Origin of the sequence: Burkholderia sp. BCC1998, from assembly GCF_905339875.1 — a bacterium.
GTDB lineage: Bacteria > Pseudomonadota > Gammaproteobacteria > Burkholderiales > Burkholderiaceae > Burkholderia.
On the sequence record NZ_CAJPHE010000009.1, the window covers coordinates 173,355 to 185,507 of the forward strand.

Annotated in this window: 12 protein-coding genes; 7 read left to right on the top strand and 5 right to left on the bottom strand. The window is 66.8% G+C overall.

What is annotated here, in order from left to right:
• The first annotated feature begins 6 nt into the window (after positions 1-6).
• Genes U5A56_RS18065 through U5A56_RS18095 form a run of 7 tightly spaced genes read left to right on the top strand, consistent with a single transcriptional unit; the run spans position 7 to position 6,906 of the window.
• Positions 7-1,278: a pilus assembly protein TadG-related protein gene (locus U5A56_RS18065; protein WP_321923777.1), complete on the top strand. Its 1,272-nt coding sequence runs from the start codon at positions 7-9 to the stop codon at positions 1,276-1,278.
• Between the two features lie 13 nt (positions 1,279-1,291).
• The gene (locus tag U5A56_RS18070; protein WP_124487327.1) at positions 1,292-1,825 is read left to right on the top strand and encodes a TadE/TadG family type IV pilus assembly protein; all 534 of its coding nucleotides are present in this window, start codon (positions 1,292-1,294) and stop codon (positions 1,823-1,825) included.
• On the top strand, positions 1,822-2,265 hold the full coding sequence (locus tag U5A56_RS18075; protein ID WP_321923779.1) for a TadE/TadG family type IV pilus assembly protein: 444 nt from the start codon (positions 1,822-1,824) through the stop codon (positions 2,263-2,265). The genes U5A56_RS18070 and U5A56_RS18075 overlap by 4 nt, the downstream gene beginning before the upstream one ends.
• A gap of 21 nt (positions 2,266-2,286) precedes the next feature.
• A complete protein-coding gene (locus U5A56_RS18080; protein ID WP_321923781.1) occupies positions 2,287-3,495 on the top strand; it encodes an AAA family ATPase in 1,209 nt (402 codons plus the stop codon).
• Positions 3,496-3,514: 19 nt separating this feature from the next.
• A complete protein-coding gene (locus U5A56_RS18085; RefSeq protein WP_321923783.1) occupies positions 3,515-4,882 on the top strand; it encodes a CpaF family protein in 1,368 nt (455 codons plus the stop codon).
• A 33-nt stretch (positions 4,883-4,915) separates the two neighbouring features.
• Entirely contained in the window at positions 4,916-5,893 is a 978-nt protein-coding gene (locus tag U5A56_RS18090; protein ID WP_321821371.1) for a type II secretion system F family protein, read from the top strand.
• A gap of 38 nt (positions 5,894-5,931) precedes the next feature.
• A complete protein-coding gene (locus U5A56_RS18095; RefSeq protein WP_044844343.1) occupies positions 5,932-6,906 on the top strand; it encodes a type II secretion system F family protein in 975 nt (324 codons plus the stop codon).
• Between the two features lie 212 nt (positions 6,907-7,118).
• Here the strand turns inward: U5A56_RS18095 and U5A56_RS18100 are convergent, their stop codons facing one another.
• From U5A56_RS18100 to U5A56_RS18120, 5 genes are all read right to left on the bottom strand, one after another.
• Complete coding sequence (locus U5A56_RS18100; protein ID WP_321923785.1) at positions 7,119-8,381, bottom strand: serine hydrolase domain-containing protein; 1,263 nt, start codon at positions 8,379-8,381, stop codon at positions 7,119-7,121.
• 136 nt (positions 8,382-8,517) lie between these two features.
• A complete protein-coding gene (locus tag U5A56_RS18105) occupies positions 8,518-9,477 on the bottom strand; it encodes a transporter (protein ID WP_321923787.1) in 960 nt (319 codons plus the stop codon).
• Between the two features lie 33 nt (positions 9,478-9,510).
• A complete protein-coding gene (locus U5A56_RS18110) occupies positions 9,511-10,038 on the bottom strand; it encodes a flavin reductase family protein (RefSeq protein ID WP_321923790.1) in 528 nt (175 codons plus the stop codon).
• Positions 10,039-10,043: 5 nt separating this feature from the next.
• Positions 10,044-11,282 carry a styrene monooxygenase/indole monooxygenase family protein gene (locus tag U5A56_RS18115; RefSeq protein WP_321923791.1) on the bottom strand — a complete coding sequence of 413 codons (1,239 nt, stop codon included), beginning with the start codon at positions 11,280-11,282 and terminating at the stop codon, positions 10,044-10,046.
• A gap of 64 nt (positions 11,283-11,346) precedes the next feature.
• Positions 11,347-12,135, bottom strand: coding sequence for an SDR family oxidoreductase (locus U5A56_RS18120; protein ID WP_321923793.1), 789 nt, complete (start codon positions 12,133-12,135; stop codon positions 11,347-11,349).
• Positions 12,136-12,153 lie beyond the last annotated feature (18 nt).

Below are 12,153 nucleotides of genomic sequence, written 5' to 3' on the forward strand. Positions count from 1 at the left end.
AACGCCATGTCCAGCGCAGCTCGTCATCCGAAGCTCACGCGTCGCGGTATGCATCGCCAGCGAGGCGCCGTCGCGATCATCGTCGGTCTCGCACTGGCGGTGATGATCGGGTTCGTCGGTCTCGCGCTGGACCTCGGCAAGCTGTACGTCACGCGCAGCGAACTGCAGAACAGCGCCGACGCATGCGCGCTGTCCGCTGCGCGCGACCTTACGTCGGCCATCAGCCTGCAGGTCTCGGAAGCGGACGGCATCGCCGCCGGCCACTCGAATTTCGCGTTCTTTCAGCAGAACGCGGTTCAGATGCAGACGGATTCGAACGTCACGTTCAGCGATTCGTTGACCAATCCGTTCCTGACCAAGACGGCGGTTACCACGCCGGCGAACATCAAGTACGTGAAGTGCACCGCGCAGTTGAGCAACATCGCGCACTGGTTCATCGAGATGCTCAACACGATTCCCGGCGTGCAGGTCGCGAACGCGGCCCAGGTCGCGGCGAGCGCGATCGCGACGGTCGGCGCGGGGCAGACGGCCTGCGCGATTCCGGTGTTCGTGTGTCGTGCGGCGGCCGCCGCGCCCTACAAGGTCGGCGACTGGATCTCGTCGCCGTCCGGTTCGAAGTCGACTTACGGGCCCGGCAACTTCGGCTGGGCCGCGCTCGACGGATCGACGAACGAGACGACCATCGCCAGCGAACTGTCCGGCAATAGCTGCAACATCACGTCGCCGCCCGACCTCGGGTCGACGGGCCTGAAGTCCGCGGCGCTGCGCGCCTGGAACACCCGCTTCGGCATCTATACGAGCGGCGCCAACGGCTCGAGCGGCCAGCCCGACTTCACCGGCTATGCGTACGTCGGCCCCAACTACGGGCCGCCGGGAACCGCGGGCATCGTCGGCGATGCGTACACGCAGTTCGTGCTCGATCGCGAGAGCTTCAAGATCTACCAGGGCGACGGCACGCCGCCCGCCGGCAGCGGCATCGCGACCAACGGGACCGCCACGGCAAGCAACTACCAGACTTATGGCGGCGACCGCCGGCTCGCGCTCGCCCCCGAAGGCGATTGCTCGACGCTGTCGGGCAGCAGCAGCAAGCTTCACGTCACGCAGTGGGACTGCGTGCTGATGCTCGATCCGCTGCCGTTCAGCCCGGGCGCCGGCGGCGTGACGGCGCACCTCGAATACCTCGGCACGACGGCATCCGGCACGACGCCCTGCGCGACGCACGGCTTGCCGGGTACCGGAAGTTCGGCCGGCATCAAGGTGCCGATGCTCGTTCAATAGTGGAGACGCGATCATGAAAAGGCTCCCGATTCGCCGGTCACGCATGCGCGGTGTCGCCGCGGTCGAATTCGCGCTCGTGCTGATGCCGATGATCGTGCTCGCGACCGGCGTGGCCGAGTTCGGCCGCGCGATCTACCAGTACGAGACCCTCACCAAGGCGACGCGCAACGCGGCGCGCTACCTGTCGGTCTTTCTGCCGACCGACAGCGCGTATCCGCTCGCGGAGGCGCAGTGCCTCGTCGTATACGGCAGCACCACGTGCGGCTCCGCCGGCACCGAGCTGGTGCCGGGGCTCACGACGTCGATGGTGATCGTCTGCGACGCCGCGCATTCGACCGATTGCGCCGATGCGTCCGACCCGCCGCAGTTCGCGAACCTGCCGACGTACGACTCGACCAACAATGCGGCAAGCGGCACGGCGACCGGCAGCATCAACGTCGTCGAGGTGAAGGTGAAGGGCTACCAGTACCAGCCGATTCCGGCCTACCCGGGGCTGTCCTCGATCACCTTCGGCAACATCGTCACCGTGATGAGGCAAGTGTCATGAACGCGCGCCCCTTTCCGCTGTCGCGCCGGCGCGCCCAACGCGGCGCGACGATTGTCGAGTTCGCGCTGATCGCGTCGATCCTGATCATGCTGCTGACCGGCGTCTTCGAATTCGGGCGCGTGCTGTTCTACTGGAACACCGCGACCGAGGCGATCCGGCTCGGTGCACGCACGGCGATCGTCTGCGACGTGAACGCCACCGGCGTCGTGAAGCGCGTGAAGTCGCTGATGCCGATGCTGTCGGACGCGAACGTGTCGGTGAGCTACACGCCGTCGGGCTGCGACGTGAGCTCCTGCTCGTTCGTGACGGTCAGCATCACCAACGTGACGGTCAGGACGATGATTCCGATCGCGAACGTCTCGATCACGATGCCGTCGTTCACCACGACGCTGTCGCGGGAAAGCCTGAATTCGTCGACGGGCGGCACCGCCTGTCAATAATCGAACCGACGAGGCACTGTCATGATCAATATCCTCGTAGCTGCCGACGATACCGCCCGGCTCACGCAGATCGCGCGCCTGGTCACCGAGAGCGGACACTATCGCGTGACGCGCGCGCACGGACGGCCGTCCCAGATCGAGCATCGAACCGACGGGCTCGATTCGTTCGACATCCTGCTGATCGACGGCGCGATGTCCGACGCGGCCGAGCTGTCGGCGCTCGAGCGGATCTGCCGGCTGCACCCGGGCCTGACCGGCATCCTGGTGACCGCGGATGCGGCGCCGCACGTGCTGCTGGACGCGATGCGCGCCGGCGCGCGCGACGTGCTGCAGTGGCCGATCGACCCCGCGGCGCTCGCCCGCGCGCTCGAACGCGCGGCCGCGCAAAGCACGCGGCGCGACAGCGACGATACGCGCTTCGTGTCGTTCATGTCGTGCAAGGGTGGCGCGGGCACGAGCTTCGTCGCGAGCAACGTCGCGTACGAGATCGCCGAAGGCCACAAGCGCCGCGTGCTGCTGGTCGATCTGAACCAGCAGTTCGCGGATGCTGCGTTCCTCGTCAGCGACGAGACGCCGCCATCGACGCTGCCGCAGCTGTGCGCGCAGATCGAACGGCTCGACGGCGCGTTTCTCGACGCGAGCGTCGCGCACGTGACGTCGACGTTTCACGTGCTCGCCGGCGCGGGCGACCCGGTCAAGGCCGCGGAGATGCGCGAGGATGCGCTCGAATGGATCCTCGGCGTCGCCGCGCCGCGTTACGACTTCGTGATCTTCGACATCGGCGTCAGCATCAATCCGCTGTCGATGATCGCGCTGGATCGCAGCGACCAGATCCAGCTCGTGCTGCAGCCCGCGATGCCGCACGTGCGCGCGGGCCGCCGGCTGCTGGAGATTCTCGTGTCGCTCGGCTACCCGACCGACCAGTTGCGGCTGGTGGTGAACCGGATGACGCGCGCGAGCGAGCGGTCCCGCGCCGCGCTCGAGGAAGTGCTCGGCCTGCACGCCAGCAGCACGATACCCGACGACGCCGACACCGTGCGCGAAGCGCTCGACCAGGGGCATCCGGCCTCGCGCGTCGCACGCGGCGCGGCGGTCACGCGTGCGTTGCAGGCCTGTGCGAAGCAGATCGTCGAAGGGGACGTGCGCACCAAGCACGGCGCGTCCAGCAGCGAACCATTGATGTCCCGGCTGTTCGGCCGCAAGGCCACGCCGAAGCTCAAGTCCATGTGAATCTTTCGGGGAAACCATCATGTCATTGCGCGAACAGATGTCCTTGTACCGGACGCAGCCGCAGGCGGCGGGCACCGAACCGGCAGGTGCGACGCATTCGTCGGTACGCAACGCCTACCAGAAGATGCGCCGCGAAATTCACATGGCGGTGCTCGAACGCGTCGAGCTGGAGCGTCTGTCGCGCCTGCCGCAGGAACAGGTCCGGCAGGAAATCTCGGCGCTGATCTCGCGCATCCTCGACGAGGAGCGCCTGCTCGCGAACGACATCGAGCGGCGCCAGCTCGCGATCGACGTGTACGACGAGATGTTCGGTTTCGGCCCGCTCGAGGCGCTGCTGCGCGACCCCGGCATCTCCGACATCCTCGTGAATACGTACAAACAGGTCTACGTCGAGCGCGCCGGCCAGCTCGAGCTGACCGACGTGACGTTCTACGACGACGCGCACCTGATGAAGGTGATCGAGAAGATCGTGTCGCGGGTCGGGCGCCGCATCGACGAATCGACTCCGATGGTCGATGCGCGTCTGCCGGACGGCTCGCGCGTGAACGCGATCATTCCGCCGTCGGCGATCGACGGGCCGCTGATGTCGATCCGGCGCTTCGCGGTCAACCCGCTGAAGATGGACGACCTCGTGAGTTATCAGAGCCTCACGCCGCCGATGGCGGAACTGCTCGATGCGCTGGCCCAGGCGAAAGTGAACGTGCTCGTGTCGGGCGGCACCGGCAGCGGCAAGACGACGCTGCTCAATATCCTGTCGGGCTTCATTCCGCGATCCGAACGGATCGTGACGATCGAGGACGCCGCCGAGCTGCAACTCCAGCAGCCGCACGTGTTGCGGCTCGAAACGCGGCCGCCGAACATCGAGGGCAAGGGCGAGATCACGCAACGCACGCTCGTGCGCAATGCGCTGCGGATGCGGCCGGACCGGATCATTCTCGGCGAAGTGCGCGGCGCGGAAGCGCTCGACATGCTCAATGCGATGAACACCGGCCACGAAGGCTCGCTCGCGACGATCCACGCCAACACGCCGCGCGATGCGCTCACCCGGCTCGAGAACATGATCAGCGTCGGCGGCCTGACGCTGCCGCCGAAGACGATGCGCCAGCAGATCGCGTCGGCGATCTCGGTGGTGGTTCAGGCCACCCGGCTCACCGACGGCAAGCGCAAGATCGTCAGCATCCAGGAGCTGACCGGGATGGAGGGCGACATCATCAACATGCAGGAGATCTTCACGTTCAAGCGCACCGGCATGGATCGCGACGGCACGGTGCGCGGACACTTCTGCGCGACCGGCGTGCGGCCGAAGTTCGCCGAGCGGCTGCAGGCGTTCGGCATCGACCTGCCGGATTCGCTGTACGACCCGGCGCAGCGTTACGAGACGAAGTGACGACGCGCGGTCGTCTGATTCCGGGGAGGCCTCATGGACTCGATCTTTTACGGTTTTGTGATTCTCACCTTCGTCGCGGTCGTGCTCGCGATCGAGGGCGTCTATCAATGGTGGAACACGCGCCACGGTGCCGCGGCGCGCCGGATCGAGTCGCGCCTGCGCGCGATGTCGGCCGGCGGCAGCGTGCAGCAGGAGCGGCTGTCGATTCTCAAGAAGCGGATGCTCGACGAGTCGAAGCCGTTCGACCGGCTGTTGTTGCGCATGCCGCGCGTGCAGTCGCTGGACCTCCTGCTGCAGCAGTCCGGGCTCGACTGGACGGTCGCGAAACTGGTCACGCTCTGCGCCGCATTCCCGGTGGCGACGATGCTGGCCCTGACCCTGACCGCGTTGCCGCTGATCATCGTGGTGCCGATTGCACTGCTGACCGCATGCATCCCGGTAATGTACGTGATGCGGCATCGCAACCGGCGGATGCTCAAGCTCGAGCGCCAGCTGCCGGATGTCTGCGACATGATCGCGCGCGCGCTACGCTCCGGCCACTCGTTTACGAGCGCGCTCGGGATGGTCGGCGAGGAGTTTCCCGATCCGATGGGCAGTGAATTCAGGATCACGTTCGACGAGATCAATTACGGCGTATCGCTGCACGATGCGCTGGTGAACCTCGCCACGCGCGTGCCGGCCCATGACCTGCGCTACTTCGTGATCGCGGTGCTGATCCAGCGCGAGACCGGCGGCAACCTGGCCGAACTGCTCGACAGCATCGCGTCGCTGGTGCGCGAACGCTTCAAGCTGTTCGACAAGGTCCGCGTGCTGTCCGCGGAAGGGCGGTTGTCGGCCTGGATCCTTGGCCTGCTGCCGTTCGGTACCGCGGGCATGATGGCGGTGTTGAACCGCGAGTTCCTGTCGGTGCTCTGGGAGGATCCGGCCGGCATCAAGATGGTTGGCGTGATGCTCGGGTCGATGGCATTCGGCCTGCTGTGGATTCGCCGCATCATCCGCATTCGCGTCTGACGCGTGTCCCGGGCTTCACGAACCGAATCGAGGCTGTCATGCAAAACCTGAGCGTAGTACATACCGTGATGCTGGCCGGCTTGTTCCTTTTCGTCGCCGGCGGCGTGCTGGTCGCGATGCTGCTGTTCGCGCCGCGCAACATGGAGCGCCGGATCCAGCAGGCGAGCGGAGCGAGCGTGGGCATCGGCACCGGTGCGAACGACGGCGGCGGGCAAACATCGCACTGGGTCGCGAAACTCGTCGAACTGTCGAAACCGATTTCCCGGCTGTCGCTGCCGCAGGAGGGCTGGGAGAACTCGCCGCTGCGGATCCGGCTGATGAATGCCGGCTGGCGCGATGCGAACGCGGGCGCGCTTTACTTCGCGGCGAAGACGGTACTCGCGCTGGCGCTGCCGGGCGCTGCGCTGCTGGCGCTCGCCACGACCCGCCTCGCGGGTCAACGCATGCTGCTGTCGTTCGTCCTCGTGGCGCTCGCCGGGATCGGCTACTACGTGCCGAACGTGATCCTCCGGCGCCGGATCGCGAAGCGTCAGCAGGTGATCTTCGAGGACTTCCCGGATGCGCTCGACTTGCTGACCGTATGCGTCGAAGCAGGGCTCGGGCTCGATGCGGCGCTGATGAGGGTGAGCGAGGAGCTGCGCTTTCGCAGCGAAGTGGTCGCGGGCGAACTCGACTTGCTGCTGCTCGAGATGCGTTCCGGGTTCACGAAGGATACCGCGCTGCGCAACCTGGCGCTGCGGACCGGCGTCGAGGATATCGAATCGTTCTGCGCGATGCTGATCCAGGCCGATCGCTTCGGCACGAGCATCGCGGAATCGCTGCGCGTGCTCTCGGACATGCTGCGCACGCGGCGGCGGATGCGCGCGGAGGAGCGTGCCGCGAAGATCGCGCTGAAGCTGCTGTTCCCGCTGATCTTCTGCATCTTCCCGGCGCTGATGTGCGTGTTGCTCGGGCCGGCGATGATTCACGTGTATCGCGTGCTGCTGCCGACCTTCACCAGCATCGGGCAGTAGCGCGGCGGGGGTGCCGCGCGAACCGGATGTGCGTGCCGGCCCGGCGTCGCCTGGCGGCACGGTCACCGTCTTCATGGGAGGCTCCTTCTCCCCCCCGGGCGGCGCCGCGAGACAGGTCGATCATAGCGGCGTCAACGCAACCCGGACCCATGGTCGACCCTGGACGCAGCCGTAGTCCACTGCCCGCGCGGGTGGCCCCCTACGGCTTCCCCTCAAGGCCGCCCTTCGCTCGGCACATCGGCCGCCTTGCTGAGCTCGCCCATGATGATCCGTGCGATCTCGTTGGCCGGTGCGCGTCCGTCCGGGCCGGACGCCGTGTTCGCCCACGTGACGATCGTCGTCTTCGTGACCGGATCGTAGCCCGCGAACGTATTGAAACCCGGTATTTCCCCTGTGTGCCCGTAGAACGTGCCGAACTTCGCGAGCCCCATGCAGTAGCTCGCCGACGCCGGATTCGACGGATCGATCGGCGTGCAGCTCGCGAGGCGTTGCGCCTGCAGGTCCGCAATCAGGTAGCCGCCGCCGACCATCCGCTGCACGTACGCACCCAGTTCGGCCGCGGTCGAGATGCCGGAGCCGGCCGTCCATGCCCACGACGTATTGACCGTCGTCACGTCGGTCGGCTGCAGCGTGCCGTTCTTCGCGGCGGCCTGGCGCGCGGGAGACAGCGCGTCGCCGTCGATCGTCTCCACGTTGGTGCCCCATTGATAACCGCGCGGCGCCGGCGCGGGCAGCGCCGTGTTGTCCTGCGGCGGCAGCGATGTCTCGGTCAGCCCGAGCGGCGCGAACAGCCGCGTCCGGATCGCATCGGCGGCGCTCATGCCGGTGCGCTGCTCGATGATCAGGCCGAGCAGCACCGTATTCGTGTTCGAGTAGCGAAAATCCGCGCCCGGCGCGAAATAGACGGGCTGGTTCTCCGCGATGCCCAGCAGTTCGTCGATGGTCCACACCCTGTCCGGCTGCGCGTCGAGCGACTGGTTGAACGCAAGGCTGGTCGAGTAGTTGTAGAGACCGCTGCGCATCGTCAGCAACTGCTCGATCGTGATCGTGTCGCCGTTCGGCACGTTCGCGACGTACTGGCTGACATGATCGGTCAGGCGCAGCCTGCCTTCCTGCACGAGTTGCAGGATCACGGTGCCCGTCCACGTCTTCGTCACGCTGCCGATGCGAAAGTGCGCGTTCGTCGGGATCGGCGAGTTCGTGCCGCGCACGGCCGTGCCGAACGACGCGAGCCAGTTGCCTTGCGGCGACTGCACGTAGACGACCGCGCCGGGCGTCATCGTGCTCGCGAGCAGCGCATTGATCTGCGGGCGTGCCTGGGTGGCGTAGGCAGGCTCGTCGCTGTTCAGCGAGCTGTCGCCGCCGCAGGCGGAAACGGCGATGCCGACGGCCAGGGCCGGTGCAACCGTCGCCAGGTGATGCACCAGCCGCTGCGCGGCGCGCGGGTAAAGCCGGGGAGGAGCAGAGGTCGCCATCGCGTGTTCCCTTCCTTGTTGTGTTTCAGTGGTCTCCTTGCCATCCCCGAAACTATAGGACACGCATCCAGGCTCCGAAGGTGTGCGATACATTCGTCATACGATATCGGCCGGCCAGGCCGGCCGGGATTGCGCGTCACTGAAAATGATGCACGTACCGCAACACCATCCGCGAACCCTGCGGCCGGTTGCGCGCAAGGACCTCGAAGTACGCGTTGAACAGCAGGTGATCCTGCGGCGAGAAACTGACCATCGCACCGGGCCCGATCGCGAGCACGGATTCCCGTGTGCCGGACACGTCCTGCCCGTTCACTTTCATGTCGGTGGTCTGGCGCAGCCAGTAGCCGTTGAGCCCCAACCGCAGCCCGGGCCGCACTTCGTACTCGGTCGCGAAGTTCGCATGAACGGCCTGGCCGGCCTGCGTCGACGTCACGTCGGGCCCGAGCGCGGTCGCCGGCTCGTGATTGGTCGCATTCCACAAATAGTGCAGGCGCCACGACACGGTCCACTTCGGCGTGACCCAGAACGTCGCGGCCCAGTACGGATCGAACGACCAGAAATGGCTGCCCGGATTGATTGCCCGCGCCGGGTCGTATGCGCCGGTCGGCGCGATGAACTGGAATTCCACCCGCTGCGCGAAGCGCGGCCCCTGCGGGCCCATCACCGGATCGAACTGGATGAACGGGCCGATCAGCAGGTCGCCGAACCCGGCCCGCGAATTCAGCGCGACGTTGCCGATCCCGTCGTTCGTGTGCACGGACGCCACCCACGGCAGGATCACGTCGAGCCCCGGATGCATGCCGCCGAACGCCAGCGGCGACTGGTAGACGAGCTGGCTCAGCCCCGCGAACAGGTCGATGTCCTGCTTCGGCAGCCCGACCTTGTTGCCGGCATCGTCGTTGACGCGTCCGGCCGTGTAGTACTCGAGATACTGCGTGCCGTACCAGCCGGCACCGGCCGGCGGCATCCCGTCGAGGAAGCTGGTCATCCCCAGGTTGACCGATGGCAGGTCGGTCGCATGCGCCGGCACGTGCCCGGTCAGGCCGAAGCACACGAGGCCTGCGATCGCAAGCAGGCGAGAGCCGCAATTCATCATCACCACCTCCTGAATATTTATTTGTATAACTAATCAAGCGGCACGAGAAAGATCGGGGTGTGCCGAGATCGCGCGATACTGGCCCGCATGGAACACGAGCGGTGCATGGCCGAACGCATCGAATGCCTCGATCTGGCCGATGAACAGCAGGTGGTCGCCGCCTTCGTAATGGCCGACATGGCGGCACACGAAACGCGCGCTTGCGCCGTCGAGACAGGGCACGCCGCCCGCATCGGCATCCACGTGCGGCACGCCGTCGAACTTGTCGGCGCTCGGCGTCGCGAAACGGCGCGACAGTTCGATCTGGTCGTGCGCGAGGATATTGATCGCGAAGTGCGTGGCCGCGACGAAATCCGGACGGCTCGGCGCGACCTTGCGCAGGCTCCACAGCACGAGCGGCGGGTCGAGCGACAGCGACGAGAACGAATTGGCGGTGAGGCCGACCTTGCGCCCGTCCGGCGCGCGCGTGGTGATCACGGTGACGCCGGTCGGAAACTGCCCGAACGCGGCGCGCAATTGCAGCGGGTCGAGGCCCGGCTTGCTGGAAGCGGTGGTGTCCATGTCGCTTACTCCGAACGTGCGGCGTGTTCGCGGATCAGCGCGGCGCAGGCCGCCGGCTCGAACCACCACGGCGCGAACCGGCGCGGATCGTCGAAGCCGTCGACGATCGTCGCGGCGAGCGACGGCAGCCGGCCGGCGGCGCCGAGCAGCTCGAGGATGTGCGGCGGCGGCGGCGTGAGCAGCGAGTTGGTCCAGCGCACGACGTGCTGTGCGTAGGCCCAGTAGCGTTCGAACGTGTCGTGCATCCAGGCTTCGTCGAACGGCTCGGCTTCGCGTGCGAGGATCGCGTCGCCGTACACCTTCGCGCATTTCGCCGCATTGTTCGAACCCTGTCCGGTGATCGGATCGTTGACGACCACCGCGTCGGCCATGCCGAACACGGTACGGCCCGACGGCAGGCGGAAGAACGGCTTGCGCACGGTCGGCGTGAAGCGCCCGGACAGCGTGCCGTTCGGATCGGTCAGCGCAACGTCGCGGCAGCGCTCGAATTCCCACGGCACGTACTGCTGCAGGAACGACAGGCTGCGGTGGAGATGCTGCTCGGGCGTCTTCACGTCGGCCCAGCAGTCGAGCGGGCCGCCGGGGATCCCTTCGAACACCATGATTTCGCACGGGCCCGTCGTGGTCAGCGCCGGAAACACGAAGTATTCGCCGATCCCGGGCAGCAGGTTGAAGCGCACGCGCGAATACGGCTCGCTAGGCGTCATGCCCGTCACGTAGGTGAGGGCCAGTGCGCGTTGCGGGCGCTCGAACGCGCTGCGTGCGTCGTCGCGGCCGAGCAGGTTCACGATTTCGCCCTTGCCGGCCGCGAGCAGCACGAGGTCGTGGCTGCGTGCGAGCGCCTCGAGCTCCGGCACGCCGACGTCGCAGATGCGCACGTCGGCACCGCGGCGCCGGATCGCGTCGAGCCAGTCGGCCATCTTCACGCGCTGGTCGACCGATTGCGCGTAGCGTGTCAGCCGCGACGACCAGTCGATCGCCTTGCGACCGTTGCCTTGCGGATGCGGCACCGCGATGCCGATGCCGTCGACGGACGGGCACGCTTCTTCCCAGGCGTTCAGGCCGAGATCGCGTTCGATCTGCAGTGCGGTATGGAACATGCACTGGCTCGACATGACCTTGCCGGCGCGAATCTGTTGCGCGTCGCGATTGGTCGCGAGCGTGACGTGATAACCCTGGTCGAGCAGCGTGAAGGCGAGTTGCAGGCCGGACTGGCCGGCGCCGACGATAGCGATGCGTTTCATGATGCAATCCTTTGCATGACGAATTAAATGGAATGAAATGTGGGCGTGAACGAACGGCCGGCGGTTATTCGACCAGCCGCGGAATCGCCGGCACCGCCTGCTCGGGGCCCATCGCGGAGTAGCCGCCGTCCACCGCGTAGTCGGCGCCCGTCACGAAGCTTGCCGCATCGCTGCACAGGAACGTGACGACTTGCGCGACTTCCGACGGATCGCCCACGCGCCCGAGCAGATGAAATGGCGCGGCCACGCGATCGGTCTTCGCGCGGTCGCCGTGCGTGAGCTCGTCCATCACGCGCGACCACGTCCAGCCCGGCGACACCGAGTTGACGCGAATCCGGTCGGCGGCGAGATCCATCGCCATGCTGCGCGTGAGCTGGCGCATCGCGGCCTTGGATGTGGGATAGAGCCAGCGGCCGGTCTGCGCGCATTGCGCGGAGATCGAGCTGAAGTTCACGATCGCGCCGCCGCCGCGCCGGGTCAGGTAGGGATGAACGGCCTTCACGAGCATCGCGGCCGAGACGACGTTGACGTCCATCGCCGCGAGCCAGTCGTTGCGTGTGGCCTGGATGCCGTTGTCGACGTAGCTGCACGCGAGGTTGATCAGCAGGTCGATCGAGCCGAAGCGTTCGGCGACGGCCGATACCGCGCGCTCGATCGCGCGGTCGTCGGTGATGTCGGTCGCGATGAACGTGCCGCGTTCGCCGAGCGTAGCGGCGACGCGTGCGCCGTTCTCCGCGTCGAGATCGAGGATCGCGACGCACGCGCCGGCGCGGCTCAGGTCCTGTGCGACGGCGGCGCCGATCAGCGTGGCACCGCCGGTGACGATCGCGACTTTGCCAGCAAGGGCAGTCATGGGGAGTCTCCTGGAATG

What these genes read in the sequence shown, in the direction of transcription:
- U5A56_RS18095 (WP_044844343.1), top strand. Translation starts at nt 5,932, where the DNA reads ATGCAAAACCTGAGCGTAGTACATACCGTGATGCTGGCCGGCTTGTTC.
- U5A56_RS18085 (WP_321923783.1), top strand. Translation starts at nt 3,515, where the DNA reads ATGTCATTGCGCGAACAGATGTCCTTGTACCGGACGCAGCCGCAGGCG.
- U5A56_RS18065 (WP_321923777.1), top strand. Translation starts at nt 7, where the DNA reads ATGTCCAGCGCAGCTCGTCATCCGAAGCTCACGCGTCGCGGTATGCAT.
- U5A56_RS18110 (WP_321923790.1), bottom strand. Translation starts at nt 10,038, where the DNA reads ATGGACACCACCGCTTCCAGCAAGCCGGGCCTCGACCCGCTGCAATTG.
- U5A56_RS18120 (WP_321923793.1), bottom strand. Translation starts at nt 12,135, where the DNA reads ATGACTGCCCTTGCTGGCAAAGTCGCGATCGTCACCGGCGGTGCCACG.
- U5A56_RS18090 (WP_321821371.1), top strand. Translation starts at nt 4,916, where the DNA reads ATGGACTCGATCTTTTACGGTTTTGTGATTCTCACCTTCGTCGCGGTC.
- U5A56_RS18105 (WP_321923787.1), bottom strand. Translation starts at nt 9,477, where the DNA reads ATGATGAATTGCGGCTCTCGCCTGCTTGCGATCGCAGGCCTCGTGTGC.
- U5A56_RS18115 (WP_321923791.1), bottom strand. Translation starts at nt 11,282, where the DNA reads ATGAAACGCATCGCTATCGTCGGCGCCGGCCAGTCCGGCCTGCAACTC.
- U5A56_RS18100 (WP_321923785.1), bottom strand. Translation starts at nt 8,381, where the DNA reads ATGGCGACCTCTGCTCCTCCCCGGCTTTACCCGCGCGCCGCGCAGCGG.
- U5A56_RS18075 (WP_321923779.1), top strand. Translation starts at nt 1,822, where the DNA reads ATGAACGCGCGCCCCTTTCCGCTGTCGCGCCGGCGCGCCCAACGCGGC.
- U5A56_RS18080 (WP_321923781.1), top strand. Translation starts at nt 2,287, where the DNA reads ATGATCAATATCCTCGTAGCTGCCGACGATACCGCCCGGCTCACGCAG.
- U5A56_RS18070 (WP_124487327.1), top strand. Translation starts at nt 1,292, where the DNA reads ATGAAAAGGCTCCCGATTCGCCGGTCACGCATGCGCGGTGTCGCCGCG.